Raw genomic sequence first — 22,471 nt, 5'->3', positions numbered from 1 at the left:
GAGCAGTAGAGCCGATTCGCGCGCCACGGACAACTGTTCGCGGGGAGCGGAGGCTTCGGCACGTACGTCACCCTGACCACGTGGGCTACGCCAGGCGCCGGACCCGCGGCCGGGCCGGCACGGTGCCCGGCGGGGCCCGGGAGGGGGCCCGGTGGGTCGGGAAACGGCCGGTGGACCCGGCGCGAACTGGAGGAACCGGCTCGCGGGGGTGCCGGCCGGCCGGCGCGGACTCAGTCGTGGAGGGCGTGGTCCGCTTCGGGGTGGCCCTCGGGCTCCAGTTGGAGTGTGGAGTGCGCCACGTCGAAGTGGTCGCCGAGGCAGGCCTGGAGGCGGGACAGGAGGTGTCCGGGGTCCTCGGCGCGGAGGGTGTCGGGGTCGACGACCACGTGGGCGGTGAGCACGGGCATGCCGGAGGTGACGGTCCAGGCGTGCAGGTCGTGGACGGCGAGGACGCCCGGTTCGGCGAGGAGGTGGCGGCGGACCTCGGCGATGTCCATGTCCTGGGGGACGGCTTCGAGCAGGACGTGGGCGGCGTCGCGGAGCAGTCCCCAGGCGCGGGGCACGATGAGCAGGCCGATGACGAGGGAGGCGACGGGGTCGGCGGCCTGCCACCCGGTGAGCAGGATGACGAGTCCGCCGACGAGGACGGCCACGGAGCCGAGGGCGTCGCCGAGGACTTCGAGGTAGGCGCCGCGCAGGTTGAGGCTGGCGTCCTTGGCGCCGCGCAGCAGCCGCAGTCCGACGAGGTTGGCGGCGAGGCCGAGGGCGGCGACGGCGAACATGAGCCCGCCCTTGACCTCGACGGGTTCGCCGAAGCGGCGGATCGCGGACCACACCACCCAGCCGAAGACGCCGATCAGGAGGAGGGCGTTGAGGACGGCGGAGAAGATCTCCACCCGGTAGAAGCCGAAGGTGCGGCGCGGGGTGGGGGCGCGTTGGGCGAGGGTGACGGCGCCCAGGGCGAGTCCGACGCCGACGGCGTCGGTGAGGCTGTGGGCGGCGTCGGCGAGCAGGGCGAGGCTGCCGGAGATCAGGGAGCCGATGACCTGGATCAGGGTGATGCCCCCGCTGATCGCGATGGTCCAGATCAGCCGGTTGCGGTAGCCGCCGGTGAGGGTGCCCTGGGCTGCGGAGGGCGTGCCGTGGTCGTGACCCATGATCGCCATCGGATCACGGGCGGCGGGCTTCCGCCCTCCGTCGGGGGCGCGGCCCGGCCCCGTGTCGGCCGGCGGGGGCCGTACGGGGGACGGGCCGGTCGGGATCAGCGGCGCAGGGCGCCGGCGAGCTGGGCGCGGGAGCGGACGTCGAGCTTCTGGTAGATCCGGGTGAGGCGGGCCTCGACGGTCTTGACGCTGAGGAAGAGCTTGTCGGCGGCTTCCTGGTTGCTGGCGCCCTGGCTGACGAGCAGGGCGAGCCGGGTCTCGGCCTCGGTGAGGACGGCCGCGGCGCCGGGCCGGCCCGCGCCGGCCGGGGTCTCCTGGGCCAGCTCCGTCCAGGGCAGGGCGCCGGCGGCGGTGAAGACGTCGGCGGCGCCGCGGAGGGCGGCCCGGGCGGGGGCCCGGCGGCGTCGGCGGCGCTCCACGCGGGCCAGGGCGAGGAGGGTGCGGCCGCGTTCGACGGGCAGGTCGAGGGCGGCGAAGCGGTCGGCGGTGTCCTGGAGGAGGTCCACGGCCTCGTCGGCTTCGCCGCGGGCGGACAGCAGCAGGCCGCGTGCCCGGTCGAGGGCGGCGAGGACGGTGGTGCGGCGCAGGTCGGCGGCGACGGTGTGGACGGAGTCCAGGAACTCCGCGGCCTCGTCGAGTTCGTCGGCGGCGACGAGGGCCTCGGCGAGTTCGCCGTGCCAGCGCAGGATGGAGGGGTCGACCACCTGCTGGGCGGCTTCGAGGGCGGCGACCCGCCGGAGGGTGGCCACGGCCGGGGCGGTCTCGCCGCGGGCGAGTTCGACCAGGCCGAGGGCGTACAGGCTGCGGGAGAGGAAGACCTGGTCGCGTTCCTCCTCGGAGGCGCGGACCCCGCGGCGGGCGTAGGCGGCGGCGCGGAGGAAGCTGCCGCCGTGGGCTTCGGCGAGGGCGGCCACGTACCAGGCGGGGCCGGGTGAGAGGCCCGCGTCGATGGTGAGCTCCAGGGCGCGGCGGGCGTGGCCCGCGCCGGCGGCGCAGCGGCCGCGGCGCAGTTCGGCCTCGGTGAGGCTGCGCAGGACCTCGAACACGTCCTCGGCGGCTCCGGAGCGTTCCACGGCGGGCAGCAGGGTGAGGAGCCGGCCGCGGGCGTCGGCGAGGCGGTCGTCGAAGAGGGCGTGGCGGACGGCGAGGTACTGGGGCGCGTTGCGCATCACGAGGGGGACCTCGGGCGCGGGCAGGGCGAGGGCCTCGGCGAGGATGGCCTCGGCCCCGGGGTCGCCGAGGATGCGGCCCATGCGGGCGCGGACGGTGAGGGCCATGGCCTCGGCGCCGGGGTCGCCGCCGACGGCGGCCAGGCGGCCCGCTTCGGCGGCGACGGCGCAGGAGCGCACCGGGTCGCCGTCGCTGAGGTTGAGCTTCCAGGAGACGCGCAGTTGGACGGCGGCCATGAGGGCGGGGTCGCCGACGGCGTCGTTCATGGCGTGGGCGAAGGTCTCGTCGAGATCGGCGAGGGCCTGTCCGGCGGCGTCGATGACGGCGAGGCGGGCCCGGACCCGGTCGGCGGGGGCGGCGTCGCGGGCGAGGACGGCCCGGCAGGCGCGGCGGGCGAGGTCGGCGCGCCCGGCGCAGCCGGCGTCCACGGCGGCGCCGACGAGGCGGGCCAGTTCGTCGACGGGCCGGTCCAGGGGGGTGCGTTCGGCGGCGAGGAGGCCCAGTTCGGCGGCGAGGGCGCGATTGCCGCGGCGGCGGCAGGACTCGGCGGCGCGGGCGATCTCAGCGGCGAGGGCTTCGTCGGGGGTGTCCACGGCGAGGGCGCGGTGGCGGACGGCCTCCACCGGATCGTCGACGGCGGCGGCGAGCGCCGCGTGTCCGGCGGCCCGCTCGGGCCAGCCCGCGTCGGCGGCGAGGGCGGTGGGCAGGGCCCCGGCGGTGAACCGTACGGTGCCGTCCTCGCCGACGGTGATCAGCGCGGCGCGTTCGGCGCCGGCCAGTTCCGCTTCGGCGTCCATGCGGCCGGCGCGGCGGAGCAGGGCCGTGCCGGGGCGGGCGGCGAGCGCGGCGAGCAGGAGGGTGCGGTGGGTGTCGGCGGGCACCTCGGAGAGGAGCCGGCGGGCCACCTCGCGGGCCTCTCCGCAGACCGGGAGGGTGTCGGCGTGGTGGGCCCCGTCGCGGGCCTCGGCGAGGGAGCGGCCCAGGGCGAGCGCCAGGCGCGGGTTGCCGCCGCTGGCCTGGTGGATCCGGCCGGCCAGGCGGGCCGGGAGCTGGTGGCGGACCAGCAGCTCGGCCACCTCGTCGGCGCCGAGCGGCGGCACCCGCAGGGCGGGGGTGCCGGGACCGCACAGGGATTCCGCGACCGGGGCGCCGCCGCGGACGCACTCGGCGGCGAGGACGCGGACCCCGGGCGGGGTCAGGCGCAGGACGAAGCGGAGCAGGTCGGCGGTCTCGGCGTCGAGCCACTGGGCGTTGTCGACGAGGATGAGGACCGGCCGGTCGGCGGCGAGGGTGCGGAGCACGGCGACGACGGCCAGCCGCAGGGCCACGTGGTCGCGGCCGGCGCGGGGGGCGTCGGTCTCGCGGCGCAGCAGGGCCACGGCGGTGCGCTGGGGGCCGGCGAGCCGGTCCAGGGCGGCGGGGGGCACGGAGGCGAGGAGGGCGGCCGCGGAGGCCTCGGGTATCCAGCGGTCGGCGGCCTCGGGGGCCAGGCGCAGCACGGTCTCGCCGCGGGCCTCCGCCGCGTCGGCGAGGGCGCGGGCCACGGTGGTCTTGCCCACTCCGGCGGGTCCGGTGAGGATCGCCCGGCCGTGGGCCGCGAGCGTCCGGCCGACGGCCTCGATCAGCTCGTCCCGTCCTACGCCCGTGTCAGCGTTGCCCGTCGCCGCCACGCACAGCCACCAGCCTCTCCCCGTCGCCCTGTGCCTCTCCTGTGAGCGCTGAGGATACGAGGTCCGCCGCCGGGCGGGTCCGGATTGTGACGCAGAAATCAGCGGGGCGCCGGAAAACGGCGCGGGGCCCGCCGATACCTCGGGTATCGGCGGGCCTCTTGGCCGAGTTGGTCCGTACTAACCGCAGGTCAGGCGGTGCGACGGGGTTTCGGCCGGGGTTCGGTCACGTGGCCGGTCGGTGCCGGCTCCCCCGGACCGGGGGACCCGTTCCGTCACGGTCCGGGTCCCGGTCTGTCCGGGCTCAGAAGGTAAGGCTCCAGGAGTCGATGTAGCCGGTGTCGGCGGAGGCGACGTCCTGGACCCGCAGCTGCCAGGTCCCGTTGGCGGGGAGGGCGGAGCCGTCGACGGTGTAGGTGGTGATCACGTTGTCGGCGCTGTCGCTGCCGCTGCTCTTGAGGCGCTTGACGGTGCCGTTGGGGGCCACCAGGTCGATGACGAGGTCACCGCGGTAGGTGTGCTTGATGTCCACGCCGACCTTGAGGGCGGCGGGGGCGTTGCCGGTGAGGCCGGAGACCGTGAGGGAGGAGGAGACGGCGCCGCCGTTGTCCGGGATCGCCACGTCGGTGGCGTTCTGGAAGGACGGGGTGGTGGGCGTGGTGGCGGTCACCGCGTTCACGGTCTTGGTGGTGTCGGCCAGGCCGGCGCCGCAGCCGCCGGTGCAGGTGCCGGCCAGCGGGCGGGCGTTGGTCTTGATCGCGGACTCGATCTGCGCCGGGGTCAGCGAGGGCTTGGCGGCCACGAGGAGGGCGGCGAGGCCGGCGATGTGCGGGGCGGCCATGCTGGTGCCCTGGTAGGGCTCGTAGTTCTCGGTGCCCGGGGTGGTGGCGCCCGCGTTCAGCGTCGAGAGGATGCCGTTCTCGGGGGTGGTGATGGTGCCCGGGGTGTCCGTGGCGCGACGGGTCTCGCCACCGGGGGCGGCGATGTCGATGATCGAGCCGTAGTTGGAGTAGAAGGAGCGGTCACCGGTGCGGTTGCTGGACGCGACGTTGATCACGTTGTTGCAGCTGGCCGGGGAGAAGCCGCTGGCGTCGGCGTTGCTGTTGCCCGCCGCGACGACCACGGTGGTGCCGCGGGAGACGGCCGCGTTGATGGCGTTCTGGTAGCTGGTGCCGCAGGTGCCCGAGCCGCCGAGGCTCATGTTGATGACCTTGGCGGGGGTGGCGTTCGCCGGGACGCCGGGGACGGAGCCGCCGGAGGCCCAGGTGATCGCGTCCACGATGTCGGAGGTCGCGCCGCCGCACTTGCCCAGCACGCGCACCGGCTGGATCTTGGCGTTGTAGGCGATGCCCGCGACGCCCTTGCCGTTGTTGGTGGCGGCACCGATGGTGCCGGCGACGTGGGTGCCGTGCCAGGAGGAGTCACTGGCCTTGGAGCCGGTGCCGCACTCGCCCGCGGCGCTCCAGTCGCCCGCGTCGGCCGGGTTGTTGTCACGGCCGTTGCCGTCCCGGGCGGCGGTGGAGTTGGAGATGAAGTCGTAGCCGGCGACCATGTTCGCGGCCAGGTCCGAGTGGGCGACGTAGCCGGTGTCGATCACGGCGACGGTGACGCCGGAGCCGGTGGTCTTGTCCCAGGCGGCGGGCACGTTCATGCCGGCGGTGGGCTCGAAGAGGTCCCACTGCTTGGCGTAGTCGGTGTCGTTCGGGGTGGCCATCGCGTAGGCGCGGGAGTCGGGCTCGACGTAGGCCACGTCGGGGTCGGCGCGGAAGGCGCTGATCACGGCGTTGACGTCGGCGGTGGTCTGCGCGCCGCCGAGGTCGACGAGGGCGGCACCGGTGCCGAGGCGGCGCTCGAAGGCCACGTCCTCGCCGGCCTTGGCGCCCTTGGCCTCCGCGTCGTCCGCGGCGGCGGTGTTGGAACGGGCCTCGGTGGCACCGGACTTGTAGCCGACGATCAGGTTCTCGACCGGGGCGACGGGCAGCGGGGTGACCGCCGTGGCGGCGGCCGGGGCCGCCTGCACCAGGGGCTTCGCCAGGGCCATCGAGGTGGTGGCCGCGGTACCGCCGACCAGCGTGGCGGAGACCGCCAGCACGGATATCAGCCTACGTCGTGAAGCGTGCACGTTGATCCCTTTCACGGCCGGGTTCCCCGGGCGGGCCGGGGCGGCCGTCGGTGCGGTGTGGGAGGTGTGTGGCGGCCGCGGGACCGGGGACGGCTCCTCAACTGACCCCGGTCACCGCTGCGCGCCGTGTCGTCCGGGGCCCGGGCGCGGAGCGCGGGCGGCGGACGACGTCGTACCGGCGGGGCGCCGCCGGGCCGGTGGCGCCTGCCCGCCATGTGGGGTGGCGGGGAGGGCCGTTGGCCGGCTGTGATCGCCGGTGGGCAGACAGTAGGCAGCCGGGAGATGAACCCGATACGGGGAAAACCCTTGTCCGGCCCCTTCCCGCACCCCTCCCCCGCCCCCGCGCCGGCCGCCCGGGCCGGGCCGGGAGTACGGCTGTGACCAGCGGAAACACCGATCCCGTGGAGACTCCGCCGGTGCCCCGGGGCGACGTGCGAAACCCTCGCCCGGACACGGGGCGAGGGCGGGGACGGGGTCAGGAGGCCCGGGCGGGGAGCCCGGGGCGAGGCCTCAGGGTTTCGGTGCGTCGGTCTGCGCGCTGAGCCAGGGCAGGACGACGGGGTACATGCGTTGCCAGGTGTCGAAGTTGTGTCCGCCGGTGGGCAGGACGAGGGTCTTGACGGTGACCTTGGTGCCTTCGGCGGCCCGGGCGAACTCGTCCAGGTAGGCGGGTGGGCTGAGGCGGTCCTGTCGGGAGGTGGCCAGGAACAGGGCGACCTCGGGGGCGGGGCGGGCGTTGCGGACGAGCCACAGGGGGCTGTTGCGTTCCCGGAGGGCGGGGTCGGTGAGGACGTCGGGGTCGCCGGTGAGGGGGTCGGGGTCGAGGGCGGCACCGGAGCCGAAGACCTTCGGGTACTGGAGCGGGAGCTTGGCCGCGCAGAAGCCCCCGGTCGAGAAGCCCAGCAGGGCCTGGCCGCGGGGGCCGGGCAGGGTGCGGAAGTGGTGGGCCACCAGGTCGGGGACGTCGCGGGCCAGCCAGGTGGCGACCTTGCGCCGCGGGGTGTCGGAGCAGTCGGTGTCGATGCCGCCGGGGTCGATGACCGGCATGACCAGGATCGCCGGGTGGACGATGCCGTCCTTGACGTAGTCGGCCCACGCCTGGGGCATGCCGCCGGCGTCCAGCCACCCCTGCGGGGCACCGGGGACCCCGTGCAGGAGGTACAGGACCGGGAAACGGGTCCGATCGGCGCCCGGAGCGTCGTACTCGGGCGGGGTCCACACCAACACCTGGCCGGCGAGCTTGGAGTGCGTGCCGCGGAAGGAGGTGGTCTTCACCCCGTCGCCGCTGTCGGTGAAACGCGCCCGCCCCACGGGCGGCCCCGTCATCGCACCCGCGGCATCCCCCTCGGTGCCCAGCAGATCGTCCCAGGACGCGTACAGCCCGTAACTGTTGTTCATCCAGACCGCGACGGTCGCGATGGCCGTGAACTGGCACAGCAGGATCATCAGCAGCCGCAGCGGCCACCGCACCCAGCCGGGCCCGGGAGCCCTCCCCCACAGCAACAGCGTCCCCAGGACAGCGAGCACGGTCAGGGCGATGAGGAGCGCGAAGAACGCGGTACCGGTCAGCTCCATCGTCCGTCCCGCCCTCCCGCACGGCGACCGCCCATCGGCCCACCTCCTCCCGGAACCCTCGCACCGGCCGCGCCCCGGCGCGCGACGGCACGGCCGAGGACCCTCCGGAAGAGCCCGTCCGGGCGCCTGTCCGCCCCTCCGCGCGCGCGGAGGGGCGGGACCGGCGGGCCCCTCTGCCCGCCGGTCCCGCCCCGGTCCGTGAGGTCGCGCGCGCCGCTCAGGACGCGGGTGCGGCGTACCGGTTGGCGGGTCGGGCCAGGCCGTAGTGCTCGCGCAGGGTGGTGCCGGTGTACTCGGTGCGGAACAGTCGGCGGCGCTGGAGCTCGGGCACCACCTGGTCCACGAAGTGGGTGAGTCCGGTGGGCAGCACCGGCGGCATGATGTTGAAGCCGTCGGCGGCGCCCCGGGTGAACCACTCCTGGATCCGGTCGGCGATCTGCTCGGGGGTGCCCGCGAGGACCTGGTGGCCGCGACCGCCGCCGAGCCGGGCGATGATCTGGCGGAGGGTCAGTCCGTCGCGGCGGGCCAGCTCGGCCACGAGGGTGAAACGGCTCTTGTTGCCGTTGATGTCGGACTCCTGAGGGAGTTCGGGCAGCGGGCCGTCCAGGGGCAGACCGGTGAGGTCGGTGCCTAGCATTCCGGAGAGCTGGGCGAGGCCGTACTCGGGGACCTGGAGCTCGGTGAGTTCGGCCTCCAGGGCACGGGCCTCGGCCTCGGTGGAGCCGATGACGGGGCAGATCCCGGGCAGGACGAGCACGTCCTCCTCGGCGCGGCCGTGCCGCACGGCCCTGGCCTTGAGGTCCTTGTAGAAGGTCTGGGCGTCGTCCAGGGTCTGCTGGGCGGTGAACACGGCCTCGGCGTGCCGGGCGGCGAACTCCTTGCCGTCCGCCGAGGAGCCCGCCTGGACCAGCAGCGGGCGGCCCTGCGGGGACCGCGGCACGTTGAGGGCCCCGGCCACCCCGAAGTGGGTGCCGCGGTGTGCGGCGGGGTGGATGCGGTCGGTGTCCGCGTACACGCCGCGGTCGCGGTCGAGGACGATCGCGTCGTCCTCCCAGCTGTCCCAGAGCTTGAGGGCCACCTCCAGGAACTCGTGGGCCCGCTCGTAGCGGACGGCGTGTTCCAGGTGCTCCTCGCGTCCGAAGTTCTGCGCCTCGGCGACGGTGCCGGAGGTGACGATGTTCCATCCGGCGCGGCCGTTGCTGATGTGGTCGAGGGAGGCGAACTTGCGGGCGGTGTGGAAGGGCTCGTTGAAGGTGGTGGAGACGGTGGCGATCAGTCCGATGCGCTCGGTGACCGCGGCGAGGGCGGAGAGCAGGGTGAGGGGTTCGAAGCCGCCGAGGGCGTTGTGCCGGACGGGCCCCCAGAGGGCCAGGCCGTCGGCGAGGAACACCGAGTCGAGCAGGCCGCGTTCGGCGGTGCGGGCCAGCTCCTGGAAGTAGCGGAGGTCGGTGACGCGGTCGGGGCTGCTCGCGGGGTGGCGCCAGGCCGCGTCGTGGTGGCCGGCGTTCATGAGGAAGGCGTTGAGGTGGAGTTCGCGCGGCGGGGTGGCGGAGCCGGACGGGCGGGTGGTCATGACGGTGTCCTCCGGGGAAGGGCGGGGCGGGCGGTGTCCGCGGGCGGGCCCGGGGCGGATCCGGGTCCGCGGGCGGGTGCGGTCCGCCGGGGGGCGGGTGCGGGCGGCGGTGCGGTCAGGCGGAGGCGGGGACGCGCCAGCCGCTGAGCCTGCGTTCGACGGTGACCAGCAGCTGGTTGAAGGCCACGCCGATGGCGGAGATGGTGATGATCCCGGCGTACATCTGCGGGATGGCGAAGTTGAACTGCGAGGCGTTGATCAGGTAGCCCAGGCCGGCCTTGGCCCCGATCATCTCGGCGGCCACCAGGACCAGGATGGACACGGCGCCCGCCAGCCGGATGCCGGTGAACACGGCGGGCACGGAGGCCGGCAGGACCACCTTCAGGAAGAGCCGGGGCGTGGAGAGGTTCATGGAGCGGGCGAGCTTCAGCAGGGTGGGGTCGGTGTTGCGGACCGCGCTGATGGTGTTCAGGAGGACCGGCCAGAGGCAGGCGTAGACGATGATCGCCGTCTTGGAGGTCTCCCCGATGCCCAGGAGCAGGGTGAAGACGGGCAGCAGGGCGAGGGCGGCGGTGTTGCGGAAGACCTCCAGCAGCGGGCCGAGGAGGTCGGCCACGGGCCGGTACCAGCCGATGAGGAAGCCGAGCGGGATGGCCAGGGCCACGGCGATCCCGAAGCCTCCGAAGGAGCGGAGCAGGCTGGCGCCCGTGTGCTCGCCGAGCTGTCCGTCGAGGAGCAGTTCCCACCAGGCGCGGGCGACCTCGCTGAACGGCGGGAGGAAGGTCGCGTCCACGAGGCCGAGCCGGGGCGCGGTCTCCCAGAGCAGCAGCAGGGCGGCGACGGCGAGGCTGCGGACCAGTGCGGTGCCGAGGGCGCGGGCGGCCCGGCGCAGCGGGCCGGGTGCGGTGGTCCCGGTGTCCGGGACCACCGGTTCCGTCCCGGCGGGTGGGGTCGGGGTGGGGGCAGGGCTCCGCTCGGGGTACGCGGCGGCGGTCGGGGCCGCCGGCTCGGGCGGGCCGTCCGGTGGGATCGCGACGGGGTCCTCGGCGCGGACCGGGTCGGCCGCCCGGTCGGCGGGGGTCGGGGCGGGGCGGGTGTCGGCGGTCAGGGTGCCGGTGGCGGGTTCGCGGGTGCTCATGCTGCTGCCTCCTCCTTCTCCAACTGCTGGGCGCGGGCCACCTCGTCGTGCAGGAGGTGCCAGATCTCCCGACGGTGGCGGGCGAACTCGGGGCTGGAACGCAGGTCCCCGGTGTCGCGGCGGTCCCCGAAGGAGACGGGGACGACCTCCTTGATGCGGCCGGGCCTGGAGGTCATCACGGCCACCCGCTGCCCCAGGTAGACGGCCTCCTCGATGCCGTGGGTGATGAACACGACGGTCTTTCCGGTGCGTTCCCAGATGCGGAGCAGCTCGTCCTGGAGGGATTCGCGGGTCTGCGCGTCGAGGGCGGCGAAGGGTTCGTCCATGAGCAGGACGTCCGGGTCGTAGGCGAGGGAGCGGGCGATGGCCACCCGCTGCCGCATGCCGCCGGACAGCTCGTGGGGGTGGCGGTCCTCGAAGCCGGTGAGGCCCACCAGGTCCAGGAACTCGCGGGCCAGGGCGGCGCGCTTCCGGCGCGGGGTGCCGATGGCCTCCAGTCCGAACTCGACGTTGCCCAGGGCGGTGCGCCAGGGCAGCAGGGCGTACTGCTGGAAGACGATCCCGCGGTCCAGGCCGGGGCCGGTGACGGGCTTCCCGTCGAGGAGGATCCGGCCGGAGGTGGCGGTGGCGAGTCCGCCGAGGAGGTCCAGGAGGGTGGACTTGCCGCAGCCGCTGGGGCCGACGACGACGAGGAACTCGCCGGGGGCGATGGTCAGGTCGATGCCGTCGAGGGCGGTGAACTCGCCCGCGCGGGCGCGTCCGGCACCCTTCACGGGGAAGGTCTTGCGGACCTGTTCGAAGACGATCTCGGGCACGGCGGTCAGCTCCCCTGCTTCTTGCCGTAGTCGTTGAACTCGTTGGTGTAGACGGAGCGGACGTCCACGCGCCCCTTGGGGAGGTCGCCGCGCTCCTCCAGCCATTCCGTCCACAGGGAGAACTCGCGGTCGTCGATCCGGCCGCCGGTCTCGGCGACGCCGTAGGAGCGCCAGTACTTGAGGACGGAGGCGTCCTCGTTCCGGCCCCGCCGGCCGATGATCTCCGTCATGCGGGCGATGACCTGCTCGCGCGGGGTGGTGCGGGCCCACTCGATGGCCTTGGCGACGCCGGTGACGAAGGTCCGCGCGGTGTCGGGGTTCTGCTTGAGGAAGCGTTCGGTCATCACGTAGGTGCCGGCGCTGAACGCGCCGATCAGCTCGTAGTCGCTGAAGAGGGGACGGATGCCGCCCGTGGCGAGGGCCTTCTCGCGGAGGATGCCACCGAGGACGCCGACCTCGATCTGCCGCTGCCGCAGGGACTGTTCGGTGTTGACGGGCGGCACCACCAGGGGCTGCACCTTGTCGGCCCGGGCGGGGCTCAGTCCGCTGCGCTTGAGGTAGATGTCGAGCATGGCCTCGGAGTGCGCGCCGAGGGTGTTCATGCCGACCTTGGCGCTGCCGAGGTCGGCGGCGGAGCGGATCGGGCTGTCGGCGCGGACGTAGTAGCCGCTGTAGCTGTCCTTGTCGACGCCGTAGTAGCTGATGACGGCCTTGACGGGGGCCTTGCTCGCGATGAGCTTGACCACGGCCCCGTTGAAGGCGCCGCCGAAGTCGGTCTGACCTGTGGCGGCGGACTGGATGTCCTGGGGGCCGCTGATGGTGTTGCCGACCCACTCCAGCTTCACGTCCCCGAAGTAGCCCAGGTCCTCGGCGAGTTCGGCCAGGGTGACCTGGCCGACCGTGCCCTGGTAGCGGAGCTTCTTGGTCTGCTGTCCGGAGCCGCCGGTGGCGGTGGCCCGGCCGCAGCCCACCGCGGCCGCCGAGAGGCCGACGAGGGTGAGGAAGGCGCGGCGGGAGGCCGGGGAGGAGAGGCGTCTCGCGGCGGGGGCGGTGGGGCTCATGGTCGGTTCCTTCGGGTGGGGCGGGCTGGGGTGGGGCGGCCGGGGCGGCCGGGGCCGGGGAGGTTCCGGCGCGGGGAGGCGGGTGGCGGGAGCGGCGGGCGGCGGGACCGGGTGCGGTGCGGGTCAGGGGGCGGAGCTGAGGACCCGCGCGGCCGCGCTGCCGGCCGGGCGGCCCACCGGGGGCAGGGTCGCGGCGAACTCGGTCACGGCCTGGTCGAGTTGGACGGCGGCGGCCGGTTCGAGGAGGGCTCCGGAGGGGCCGCGGCTGACGGTGGAGTCGAGCAGGAAGCGCCCCGAGGTGACGTGCCGGGCACCGAGCGCGGTGAGGACCGGGCGCAGCGCGTAGTCCAGGGCGAGGACGTGGGCGAGGCTGCCGCCGGTGGCCAGGGGGAGCACGGTCTTGCCGGCGAGCCCGGTCTGCGGGAGCAGGTCCAGGAAGGATTTCAACAGGCCGGTGTAGGCGGCCTTGTAGACGGGGGTGGCCACGATGATCCCGTCGGCGGCCGCGACGGCCGCGAGGGCCTCGCGTATCTCGGGCTGCCCGGTGCGGGCGGCGAGCAGGTCGGCGGCTGGCAGGTCGCGGACGGCGAGGTGGCGGGTCTCGTACCCGGCGTCGGCGAACCGGTCCAGGATGAGGTCGGCCACGAGGGCGGTGCGGGAGACGGCGGAGGGGCTGCCGGTGAGGGCGAGGAGGCGGGGCACGGGACTCCTTCGGGCGGGGCGGAGGTGCGGGGCGGGACGAAGGGGATGCGGGGCGGGACGCGGGGCCCGTGGGGACGGGCGGACGCGGGTCGCGGAGCGGGAGCGGGGCCGCCGGAGGGCGGAAGGTCCGGTGGGCGGCCGGCCGGTTCCGGCGCCGCCCCGGATCGCGGGGCGGCGCCGGAACCGGAGCCGGGTCAGCCCTCCTGGTCGGTGCCGGAGGCTCCGGAGGGGATGCCGAAGGAGGGCGCGGGGACCTCCTGCGGCTGGATCAGGACGGAGGGGCGCCCGTCGGGGCCGACGGGGACGTCCCCGTCCACGGTGACCCGGCGGAGCACCCGCTCGTGGTCGTCGGAGTCGTCGACGCCGTAGTGCTGGGTGGCGCGGTTGTCCCAGATGGCCACGTCACCGGCCTGCCACTGCCAGCGGACGGTGTTCTCGGGGCGCTCGACGTGCGACTGGAAGAGGTCCACCAGGGCGCGGGAGTCCCGTCCGGTGAGTCCGGCGATCCGCTGGACGAAGTTGCCGAGCAGCAGGGCGGGTTCGTCGGTCTCCGGGTGGACCCGCACCACCGGGTGCTCGGTGAGGAACTCGGTCGAGGTGAAGACCTCGCGGTACTGGGCGAGGAGCTCCGGCACCGCGTCGGGCCGCAGGGCGGCGTAGTCGTAGGCGTTGGAGTGCACCGCCCGGAGGTTCGCGGCCAGCTCCTGGAGCGGGGCCGGCAGGTCCCGGTAGGCGGCGGCGGTGTTGGCCCAGAGGGTGTCGCCGCCGTACGGGGGCAGGGTGACGGCCCGCAGGATGGAGAAGGCCGGGTAGGCGGGCACGAAGGTGACGTCGGTGTGCCACTGGTTGGCCCGGGCGCCGTGGGCCGAGTCGATGCCGAGGGAGTAACGGCCGTCCGCGGAGGGGACGGTGGGGTGGGCCACGGGGGTGCCGAGCAGGCGGGCGAAGCCCTCGTGGGCGTCCTCGTCCAGGTGGTGCTGGCCGCGGAAGAAGACCACCTTGTGACGGAGCAGGGCGCCGCGGATCGCGGTGACGGTGTCCTCGTCGAGGTCGGGACCGAGGTTCACGTTCTCGATGAGGGCGCCGATCCGACCGCCGATCCGCGTGACGACGGGGGCGCCGGCCGCGCCGGCGGGCCGCTCGGCGGCGGGGTCGGTGGTCTCGGCCGTCTCGGCGGTGTCGGCGGGCTCGGTGGTGAGGGCGGTGGTCATGTCGGGACCTCTTTCGGGCGCGGTGGTGCGGACGGGTACGGCGGTACGGGCGTGCGGAGGCGGACGAGGGTGCCCGCGGAACGGCTGGTGCGTCGGGTGGTGGGGTCGGTGCGGAGCCGCGGCGGGCCCCGGGGGCCGTCGCGTCGGTGCCCGGCCCGTACGGCGGCGCGGAGGACGGCCGTGCGGGGGGAGCCGAGCGGACGGACGCGGATGCGGACGCGGCTGCCGGTACGGGTGGGGATCCGGGCGCGGCGCCGGTAGGGACGCCATGCGGGGGGTGCGGAGGCGGAGGCGATCGGGAAGGGGGAGCGGCCGTGCCGGACGGGGTGTGCGGTGCGGTCCGGCGGGGTGCCGGTACCGCCCGGCCCGCTCCGGCGGGGCCGCGGACGGGACGCGTCGGACGGAATTCGTTTCGCAGCGGAAGTAATCAGCCACGCAGCGGCTCAGGACCCGCGCGGCGGCCCCTCCGGTCCCCGGCGTCCGGTCCGTACGGGGACGGGTCCGGCCGCGGAGGGACGGAGCCCGTCCGCCGGGCGGCGGTCAGGGGGGCGGAGCCGTGGGGCGCGGTTGAGCGCTGCTCAGGCGCAGCGGCGGGCCTGGCGGCCCGGACACTCGGCGGTCGGACAGGACCGGCCGGGAGTGAGGAGCCGCGGGGCGGAGGAAGGCGTCGCGGACATGGCTCGGAGCGTGTCAGCGGCGCCGCGTCGGGTCAAGGGCGATCGGACGGCCCGGACGGGGGCGGAACGGGTCGCGGTCTGGTTTCATCGGAGCCCGCACGGGCCTCCGCCCGACCCTCGGAGGATCCGTGCCGCACCCACTCTGACCTGCGCATCCGATGGATCCGGCGATTCCGCGCCGGGCGTCCGGCGGGCCCGTGACGGCCCCGGGGAAACAGTTTCGGCCGTGGCCGGGATTTCACCACCCCGCAACACCGGCGCCACGCCCACCCCATGAAAGGCGTCTTGTGATCTCTGACCGTCCCGGGCACCACAGCCCCGGGGACAGCCGTCGCGCGACGAACGCCGCGACGGTGCTGAGGACCGTGCTCGACCACGGCCCGGTGGCCCGCAGCGACATCGCCCGGCTGTGCGGGCTCAGTCCGGCCGCCGTGTCCCGGCAGGCCACCGGCCTGCTCCGGCAGGGTCTGGTGCGGGAGCTGCCCGAACTGGCCGTCGCCGGTGGGGTGGGTCGGCCGCAGATACCGCTCGACCTGCACACGGGGGCGGTCGGCGGGGCGGTGGCGGCGGGGGTCCACATCGGGGTACCGGCCTCCACCCTGGCCCTGGTCGACCTGCGGGGGCGGGTCCTGGCGCACCGTGAGATCCCCTATGACAGTGCGGGGTTGGGTCCCGACGGACTGGCGGCGCGGGTCGCGGCGGAGCTGTCCGCCTTCCTCCGCGACACCGCCGGGGACCGGCCGCTGCTGGGCGTGGGGACCGCCCTGGGCGGTTGGGTGGACCCGGAGCGGGGGACGGTGGTCCGCCACGAGGCGCTGGGTTGGCGGCACCGGGCCCTGGCCGAGGAGTTCGGGGCGGCCGTGGGGCTGCCGGTGAGGGTGGACAACCACGCGCGGGCGGTGGCCCGCTCCGAGGTGCTCTTCGGGCGTCCGGAGGCCCGGCACAGCGTGCTGCACCTGTTCGTCGGTTCGGTGGTGGACGCGGCCTTCGGCCTCGGCGGGGTGATCCACCGGGGGCCGGGCTCCGGGGCCGGCGCGGTCGCGCACCTGCCGGTGCCCGGGTCGACGGCCCCGTGCCCGTGCGGTCGGACCGGCTGCCTGTCGGCCACCGCCTCCGACACGGCACTGTCCGAGGCGGCGGCGCGCGCCGGAATCGTGCCCGTGGCGGACCCGGCGCTCGTGGTGGACGCGGCCGCCGCCGGGGACCCCCGGGCGGACCGGCTGCTGCGGGAGCGGGCCGCGGCGGTGGGCCGGGCCGCGGCCCTGCTGCTGGACGCCCTCAATCCGGCCCTGGTGGTCGTCACCGAGCGGAGCAGCCTCCTCCGTCCGGAGTACCTGGAGGAGATCCGTACGGCGGCGCTGGAGGTGTCGCACGTCTGCGCGGACCCGGAGCGGATCGTCTCCCCGCACGCCGGTCCGGCGGTGCTGCCGGTGGCGGCCGGCACCGTGCTGCTGGGCCCGCTGTTCCGGGATCCGGCCCGGCACTGAGCGCCGGCGCGGACGGCGCGCGACGCCGACGGAGGTCCCCCGGGCGGGGTCCGGGGCGGCTCCGGGGCGGACGCGGAGGGCACCGGCGGCGGACACGGAGAGAGAGGTCAAGGTCACACCCATGGACCTGCTGCACCTTTGAGCGGCTGCCCTACAGTCTGAGCCATGACGGTCCTGCCTGATGACGGGCTCTCGCTGGCCGCCGAGTTCCCTGATGCGACGCATGAGCAGTGGCAGCGCCTGGTGGAGGGCGTACTGCGCAAGGCGGGCAAGGAGGTCTCAGGCGAGGCCGCCGAAGAGGCCCTGTCCACGACGCTCCAGGACGGGCTCGGCACCCGGCCCCTGTACACCGCGCGCGATGCCGCGCCCGAAGCCGGCCTTCCCGGGTTCGCCCCCTTCGTACGGGGCGGCCGGGCCGAGGGCGGCGCCACGAACGGCTGGGACGTGCGCCAGCGGCTCGTCGGCGACGATCCCGTCCGGCTCTCCGAAGCGGCCCTCGCCGACCTGGAGAACGGGGTCACCTCGCTGTGGCTGCCCGTGGGTCGGGGCGGGGTGCCGGTGGCCGGCATGGCCCGGGCCCTGGAGGGGGTCTACCTGGACCTGGCCCCCCTCGTGCTCGACGCGGGCGCCGACACGGCCGCCGCCGCGGCCGAGCTGCTGCGGCTGTACCGCGAGGCCGGGGTCTCCCCCGCCGCCGCCCGGGCCGTACTGGGCGCCGACCCCCTGGGCCACGAGGCCCGCACCGGCGAGGCCCTGGACCCGGCGGACGCCGTGGCCCTGGCCCGGGAGTGCGCCGCGCACTGGCCGGGCGTCCGGGCGCTGGCCGTGGACGCGCTGCCCTACCACGAGGCGGGCGGTTCGGCCGCCGAGGAGCTGGGGCTGTCCCTGGCCACGGGGGTCGCCTACCTGCGGGAGCTGACCGGGGCCGGACTCGGCGTCGCCGAGGCGCTGGGCCAGCTGGAGTTCCGGTACGCGGCCACCGCCGACCAGTTCCTGACCATCGCCAAGTTCCGCGCGGCCCGCCGGCTGTGGGCCCGGGTCGCGGAGGCGTCCGGGCAGCCCGCCGCGGGCGCCCAGCGCCAGCACGCGGTGACCTCGCCGGTGATGATGACGCGCCGGGACCCGTGGGTGAACATGCTGCGGACCACCGTGGCCACCCTCGCCGCCGGCGTCGGCGGCGCCGACGCCGTCACCGTGCTCCCCTTCGACCAGGACCTGGGCCTGCCGGACGCCTTCGCCCGCCGCGTCGCCCGCAACACCTCCACGATCCTCCTGGAGGAGTCCCACCTGGCCCGGGTCATCGACCCGGCGGGCGGCTCCTGGTACGTGGAACGGCTCACCGACGAACTCGCCCACGCCGCGTGGGCGTTCTTCCAGGAGATCGAGCGGACGGGCGGCCTGGCCGACGCGCTCCGCTCAGGGTGGGTGGCGGACCGTCTCGCCGCCACCTGGGAGGCCCGCTCGCAGAAGCTGGCCAAGCGCCGCGAACCGATCACCGGTGTCAGCGAGTTCCCCTTCCTGGCGGAGAAGCCCGTGGTCCGCCCGCCCGCACCCGAAGCACCCTCCGGCGGGCTGCCGCGGGTGCGGCGGGACGACGCCTTCGAAGCCCTGCGGGCCCGTTCCGACGCGCACCTGGCGCTGACGGGCAGCCGCCCGAAGGTGTTCCTGGCCGCGCTGGGCCCGGCCGCCGCGCACACCGCGCGGGCCTCGTTCGCCGGCAACCTCTTCCAGGCGGGCGGCATCGAGCCGGTCCACGACCCCGTCTCGGTGGACGCCTCCTCCGTCGCCGACGCGTACGCCGCGAGCGGGGCGGGCCCGGCCTGCCTGGTCTCCTCGGACGCGCTGTACGAGGAGCAGGGCGCGGCCGTCGCGGAAGCGCTGCGCGCCGCCGGCGCCGACCCGGTGTTCCTCGCCGGGAAGCCCGGAACCTGCGCGGACGCCGTGGACGCGTACGTGTTCGCGGGCTGTGACGCCGTCGCCGTGCTGTCCTCCGTTCTCGACCGCATGGGAGTGGCGCGATGAGCATCCCCGATTTCTCCGGCGTGGAGCTGGACTCCCCCGCGGCCCCGGCCGGTTCCGAGGAGCAGTGGCGGGCCGCCGTGAAGGAGTCCGGCACCGCCGCCGAGGACCTGCTGTGGGAGACCCCGGAGGGCATCGGCGTGAAGCCGCTGTACACCGGCCGGGACCTGGAGGGCCTGGACTTCCTGGGGACGTACCCGGGCGTGGCCCCGTACCTGCGCGGCCCGTACCCGACGATGTACGTGAACCAGCCGTGGACGATCCGGCAGTACGCCGGCTTCTCCACGGCCGAAGAGTCCAACGCCTTCTACCGCCGGAACCTGGCGGCCGGGCAGAAGGGCCTGTCGGTCGCCTTCGACCTGCCGACGCACCGCGGGTACGACAGCGACCACCCGCGGGTGACGGGCGACGTCGGGATGGCGGGGGTGGCCATCGACTCGATCTACGACATGCGGCAGTTGTTCGACGGGATCCCGTTGGACCGGATGACGGTGTCGATGACGATGAACGGCGCGGTGCTGCCCGTGCTGGCGCTGTACATCGTGGCGGCCGAGGAGCAGGGGGTGCCGCCGGAGAAGCTGGCGGGGACCATCCAGAACGACATCCTCAAGGAGTTCATGGTCCGCAACACCTACATCTACCCGCCGAAGCCGTCGATGCGGATCATCTCCGACATCTTCGCCTTCACCTCGCGGAAGATGCCCCGGTACAACTCCATCTCGATCTCCGGGTACCACATCCAGGAGGCGGGGGCCACGGCCGACCTGGAGCTGGCCTACACCCTCGCGGACGGGGTGGAGTACCTGCGGGCCGGACGCGAGGCCGGGCTGGACGTGGACGCCTTCGCGCCGCGCCTGTCCTTCTTCTGGGCGATCGGCATGAACTTCTTCATGGAGGTCGCCAAGCTGCGGGCGGCCCGCCTGCTGTGGGCGAAGCTGGTGAAGGAGTTCGAGCCGAAGAACTCCAAGTCCCTTTCCCTGCGCACCCATTCGCAGACCTCGGGGTGGTCGCTGACCGCGCAGGACGTGTTCAACAACGTGACCCGCACCTGCGTGGAGGCGATGGCCGCCACGCAGGGCCACACCCAGTCCCTGCACACCAACGCCCTCGACGAGGCACTGGCGCTGCCCACGGACTTCTCCGCGCGGATCGCCCGGAACACGCAGCTGCTGATCCAGCAGGAGTCGGGGACCACCCGGGTCATCGACCCGTGGGGCGGCAGCGCCTACGTGGAGCGGCTGACCTACGACCTGGCCCGGCGGGCCTGGCAGCACATCCGGGAGGTCGAGGCGGCGGGCGGCATGGCCCAGGCCATCGACGCGGGCATCCCCAAGCTCCGGGTGGAGGAGGCCGCGGCCCGCACCCAGGCCCGGATCGACTCCGGACGACAGCCGGTGATCGGCGTCAACAAGTACCGGGTGGACAGCGACGAACAGATCGAGGTCCTCAAGGTCGACAACTCCTCGGTGCGGGCCCAGCAGATCGCCAAGCTGCGACGGCTGCGCGAGGAGCGGGACGAGTCCGTCACCCAGGACGCGCTGCGCGCCCTGACGGAGGCGGCCGGTCGGGCCCCCGGCCCCGGGCTGGAGGGCAACCTGCTCGCCCTGGCCGTGGACGCGGCCCGCGCCAAGGCCACCGTGGGCGAGATCTCGGACGCGCTGGAGAAGGTGTACGGGCGGCACGCGAGCCAGATCCGTACGATCTCGGGTGTGTACCGCAACGAGGCAGGAGAGTCCCCCTCCGTGGACCGCACCCGCGCCCTGGTGGACCGGTTCGAGGAGGCGGAGGGCCGCAGGCCGCGCATCCTGGTGGCCAAGATGGGCCAGGACGGCCACGACCGCGGCCAGAAGGTGATCTCCACGGCCTTCGCCGACCTCGGTTTCGACGTGGACGTGGGCCCGCTCTTCCAGACCCCGGAGGAGGTGGCCCGGCAGGCCGTCGAGGCGGACGTGCACGTGGTGGGCGTGTCCTCGCTGGCCGCCGGACACCTCACGCTCGTCCCCGCGCTGCGCGAGCAGCTCGCGGCCGAGGGGCGCGAGGACATCATGATCGTCGTGGGTGGGGTGATCCCCCCGCAGGACGTGCCGGTGCTGCTGGAGATGGGCGCGGCCGCGGTGTTCCCGCCGGGGACGGTGATCCCGGACGCGGCGTACGACCTGGTGTCGCGGCTGGCCGCCGAGCTCGGCCATCCTCCGCTGGACGAGGGCGGCGCGGTCGATGCCTCCGAGGATTGATCTCGACGCGTACGTGAAGGGCGTGCTCGACGGGAAGCGGGCGCTGATCGCGCGCGCGGTGACCCTCGTCGAGTCCACCCGCGCCGACCACCGGGTGCTGGCCCAGCGGCTGCTGACGGAGCTCCTGCCGCACACCGGCAAGGCCCGTCGGATCGGCATCAGCGGGGTGCCGGGCGTGGGGAAGTCCACGTTCATCGACGCCTTCGGCACCCTTCTGACGGGGCTGGGGCACCGGGTGGCGGTGCTGGCCGTGGACCCGTCGTCCACGCGGACCGGCGGTTCCATCCTCGGGGACAAGACCCGCATGGAGCGGCTGTCGGTGGATCCGGCGGCCTTCGTGCGGCCCTCGCCCTCGGCGGGCACCCTGGGCGGGGTGGCGAAGGCCACCCGCGAGTCGATGATCGTGATGGAGGCCGCCGGGTACGACGTGGTGCTCGTGGAGACGGTGGGCGTCGGCCAGTCGGAGACCACGGTCGCGGCGATGGTGGACTCCTTCCTGCTGCTGAGCCTGGCCCGGACCGGCGACCAGCTCCAGGGCATCAAGAAGGGCGTGTTGGAGCTCGCGGACGTGATCGCCGTGAACAAGGCGGACGGTCCCCACGAGCGGGACGCGCGGGCCGCGGCCCGCGAACTGTCGGGCGCGCTGCGGCTGATGCACCCCGCGGACGCCTCGTGGACCCCGCCGGTCCTGACGTGCAGTGCCCGCGAGTCCCTGGGCCTGGACGTGCTGTGGGAGCGGCTGGAGCAACACCGGTCGGTGCTGGAGGCGAGCGGCGGCCTGGAGCGCAAGCGCCGGGAGCAGCAGATCGAGTGGACCTGGTCGATGGTCCGGGAGGCGCTGCTGGACCGACTGCGTTCGGACCCGTCGGTGCGCGCGGTGGCCCCGGAGTTGGAACGCCGGGTCAGGGAGGGCCGGTTGACGGCCACGCTGGCGGCGGACCGGATCCTGTCGGCCTTCGGGAGCACGGAGAGCGACTGACCCGCGCGGGCACGCGCGCGGACGGGGACGCGACGGGGCCGGAGCGGCGTGAACGCCGGAGGGCCGGGGCGGTACGGATACCGCTCCGGCCCTCCGGCGTTCCCGGTCGCCGGTGTTCCCGTCCCTCGTCAGGCCGCGGGGCGCTCCGCGGCGGGGGCGGCGCCCTCGGCGTCGCGCAGCAGGGCGATCAGCGCGGTCCGGGCGCGGGCCACCCGGGAGCGGACGGTGCCGACGGGACAGCCGCCCAGGGCGGCGGCCTCGGTGTACGGCAGTCCGAGGAGCTGGGTGAGGACGAACGCCTCGCGCCGCTCGTCGGGGAGCCGACCGAGGAGTTCCGCGAGCGCCACGCCGTCCTCGAAGCCGGGCAGGCCGCGGGTCTGGGCCCGTTCGGCGGCGGACTGCCAGTCGTCGGTGTCGCAGAGCCGGGGTCGGGCGGCGGCCCGGCGCACGCTGTCGATGACGGTGCGGCGGGCGATGGACAGCAGCCAGGTACGGGCCGAGGAGCGGCCCTCGAAGCGGTGCAGGCTGCCCAGGGCCCGCAGGAAGGTCTCCTGGGTGAGGTCCTCGGCGGCCTGCGGGTCGGCGCTCAGGTAGGTCACGTACCGGCGGACGTCCCGCTGGAGGGAGCGGACGAACCGGTCCACGGCCTCGGGTTCGCCGCCGCGGGCGGCCAGCGCCAGTCGGGTGATCCGCTCGTCGAGGCCGGGGTCCTGGCGCGGTTCGGCCGGGCCCGCCGCGGGCTCGGGAAGGGCGGGGGCCGGGGGTGTCGGCGGGGCGGGGCGGGGGCCGGCCGCGGGGGCGGGGGTGGCGGCGCCGGCGGGGTGGGGTGGGCGGGGGCCGCGGTGGAGGCCGGGGGGGGGGTGTGGTGGGTGGTAACA

Annotated in this window: 15 protein-coding genes; 4 read left to right on the top strand and 11 right to left on the bottom strand. The window is 75.0% G+C overall.

What is annotated here, in order from left to right; translation table 11 throughout:
* Positions 1-230: 230 nt before the first annotated feature.
* The 10 genes from ABTZ17_RS24340 to ABTZ17_RS24295 form a co-directional block, all read right to left on the bottom strand.
* The gene (locus ABTZ17_RS24340) at positions 231-1,166 is read right to left on the bottom strand and encodes a cation diffusion facilitator family transporter (protein WP_502994818.1); all 936 of its coding nucleotides are present in this window, start codon (positions 1,164-1,166) and stop codon (positions 231-233) included.
* A gap of 95 nt (positions 1,167-1,261) precedes the next feature.
* Positions 1,262-4,003 (bottom strand): helix-turn-helix transcriptional regulator, encoded by a 2,742-nt coding sequence (locus ABTZ17_RS24335; protein ID WP_352197817.1) that lies wholly within the window; start codon positions 4,001-4,003, stop codon positions 1,262-1,264.
* Positions 4,004-4,304: 301 nt separating this feature from the next.
* On the bottom strand, positions 4,305-6,041 hold the full coding sequence (locus ABTZ17_RS24330) for a S8 family peptidase (RefSeq protein ID WP_352197825.1): 1,737 nt from the start codon (positions 6,039-6,041) through the stop codon (positions 4,305-4,307).
* Positions 6,042-6,632: 591 nt separating this feature from the next.
* Positions 6,633-7,697 carry an alpha/beta hydrolase gene (locus ABTZ17_RS24325; protein WP_352197816.1) on the bottom strand — a complete coding sequence of 355 codons (1,065 nt, stop codon included), beginning with the start codon at positions 7,695-7,697 and terminating at the stop codon, positions 6,633-6,635.
* Positions 7,698-7,914: 217 nt separating this feature from the next.
* A complete protein-coding gene (locus tag ABTZ17_RS24320; RefSeq protein WP_352197815.1) occupies positions 7,915-9,270 on the bottom strand; it encodes an LLM class flavin-dependent oxidoreductase in 1,356 nt (451 codons plus the stop codon).
* A 115-nt stretch (positions 9,271-9,385) separates the two neighbouring features.
* Entirely contained in the window at positions 9,386-10,408 is a 1,023-nt protein-coding gene (locus ABTZ17_RS24315) for an ABC transporter permease (protein ID WP_352197814.1), read from the bottom strand.
* Entirely contained in the window at positions 10,405-11,223 is an 819-nt protein-coding gene (locus ABTZ17_RS24310) for an ABC transporter ATP-binding protein (RefSeq protein WP_352197813.1), read from the bottom strand. Before ABTZ17_RS24310 ends, ABTZ17_RS24315 begins: the two co-directional genes overlap by 4 nt.
* A gap of 5 nt (positions 11,224-11,228) precedes the next feature.
* On the bottom strand, positions 11,229-12,284 hold the full coding sequence (locus tag ABTZ17_RS24305; protein WP_352197812.1) for an ABC transporter substrate-binding protein: 1,056 nt from the start codon (positions 12,282-12,284) through the stop codon (positions 11,229-11,231).
* 123 nt (positions 12,285-12,407) lie between these two features.
* Positions 12,408-12,986, bottom strand: a complete 579-nt coding sequence (gene ssuE, locus ABTZ17_RS24300) for an NADPH-dependent FMN reductase (protein WP_352197811.1) — start codon at positions 12,984-12,986, stop codon at positions 12,408-12,410.
* 194 nt (positions 12,987-13,180) lie between these two features.
* A complete protein-coding gene (locus ABTZ17_RS24295) occupies positions 13,181-14,197 on the bottom strand; it encodes a TauD/TfdA dioxygenase family protein (RefSeq protein WP_352197810.1) in 1,017 nt (338 codons plus the stop codon).
* Between the two features lie 964 nt (positions 14,198-15,161).
* Here ABTZ17_RS24295 and ABTZ17_RS24290 point away from each other — a divergent pair.
* The 4 genes from ABTZ17_RS24290 (at position 15,162) to meaB (ending at position 21,593) form a co-directional block, all read left to right on the top strand.
* Entirely contained in the window at positions 15,162-16,361 is a 1,200-nt protein-coding gene (locus tag ABTZ17_RS24290) for an ROK family transcriptional regulator (protein WP_352197809.1), read from the top strand.
* Between the two features lie 165 nt (positions 16,362-16,526).
* The gene (locus tag ABTZ17_RS24285) at positions 16,527-18,383 is read left to right on the top strand and encodes a methylmalonyl-CoA mutase family protein (protein WP_352197808.1); all 1,857 of its coding nucleotides are present in this window, start codon (positions 16,527-16,529) and stop codon (positions 18,381-18,383) included.
* Positions 18,380-20,614, top strand: coding sequence for a methylmalonyl-CoA mutase (gene scpA, locus ABTZ17_RS24280; RefSeq protein WP_352197807.1), 2,235 nt, complete (start codon positions 18,380-18,382; stop codon positions 20,612-20,614). The genes ABTZ17_RS24285 and scpA overlap by 4 nt, the downstream gene beginning before the upstream one ends.
* Entirely contained in the window at positions 20,598-21,593 is a 996-nt protein-coding gene (gene meaB / locus ABTZ17_RS24275) for a methylmalonyl Co-A mutase-associated GTPase MeaB (protein ID WP_352197806.1), read from the top strand. Before scpA ends, meaB begins: the two co-directional genes overlap by 17 nt.
* A gap of 128 nt (positions 21,594-21,721) precedes the next feature.
* Here the strand turns inward: meaB and ABTZ17_RS24270 are convergent.
* Positions 21,722-22,471, bottom strand: a 750-nt coding sequence (locus ABTZ17_RS24270; protein WP_352197805.1) for a sigma-70 family RNA polymerase sigma factor, incomplete at its 5' end; no start/stop codon positions are given.

Source organism: Streptomyces sp. NPDC097619 (assembly GCF_040302735.1).
Taxonomy (GTDB): domain Bacteria; phylum Actinomycetota; class Actinomycetes; order Streptomycetales; family Streptomycetaceae; genus Streptomyces.
The sequence above is the reverse complement of the archived record's forward strand: the minus strand, read 5'-3'. Positions and strand labels throughout refer to the sequence as shown.

Excerpts from the sequence above, each read along its gene's own strand:
- meaB (WP_352197806.1), top strand. The coding sequence starts at position 20,598 with ATGCCTCCGAGGATTGATCTCGACGCGTACGTGAAGGGCGTGCTCGAC.
- scpA (WP_352197807.1), top strand. The coding sequence starts at position 18,380 with ATGAGCATCCCCGATTTCTCCGGCGTGGAGCTGGACTCCCCCGCGGCC.
- ABTZ17_RS24330 (WP_352197825.1), bottom strand. The coding sequence starts at position 6,041 with ATGGCCCTGGCGAAGCCCCTGGTGCAGGCGGCCCCGGCCGCCGCCACG.
- ABTZ17_RS24295 (WP_352197810.1), bottom strand. The coding sequence starts at position 14,197 with ATGACCACCGCCCTCACCACCGAGCCCGCCGACACCGCCGAGACGGCC.
- ABTZ17_RS24340 (WP_502994818.1), bottom strand. The coding sequence starts at position 1,166 with ATGGCGATCATGGGTCACGACCACGGCACGCCCTCCGCAGCCCAGGGC.
- ABTZ17_RS24315 (WP_352197814.1), bottom strand. The coding sequence starts at position 10,408 with ATGAGCACCCGCGAACCCGCCACCGGCACCCTGACCGCCGACACCCGC.
- ABTZ17_RS24325 (WP_352197816.1), bottom strand. The coding sequence starts at position 7,697 with ATGGAGCTGACCGGTACCGCGTTCTTCGCGCTCCTCATCGCCCTGACC.
- ABTZ17_RS24320 (WP_352197815.1), bottom strand. The coding sequence starts at position 9,270 with ATGACCACCCGCCCGTCCGGCTCCGCCACCCCGCCGCGCGAACTCCAC.
- ABTZ17_RS24305 (WP_352197812.1), bottom strand. The coding sequence starts at position 12,284 with ATGAGCCCCACCGCCCCCGCCGCGAGACGCCTCTCCTCCCCGGCCTCC.
- ABTZ17_RS24285 (WP_352197808.1), top strand. The coding sequence starts at position 16,527 with ATGACGGTCCTGCCTGATGACGGGCTCTCGCTGGCCGCCGAGTTCCCT.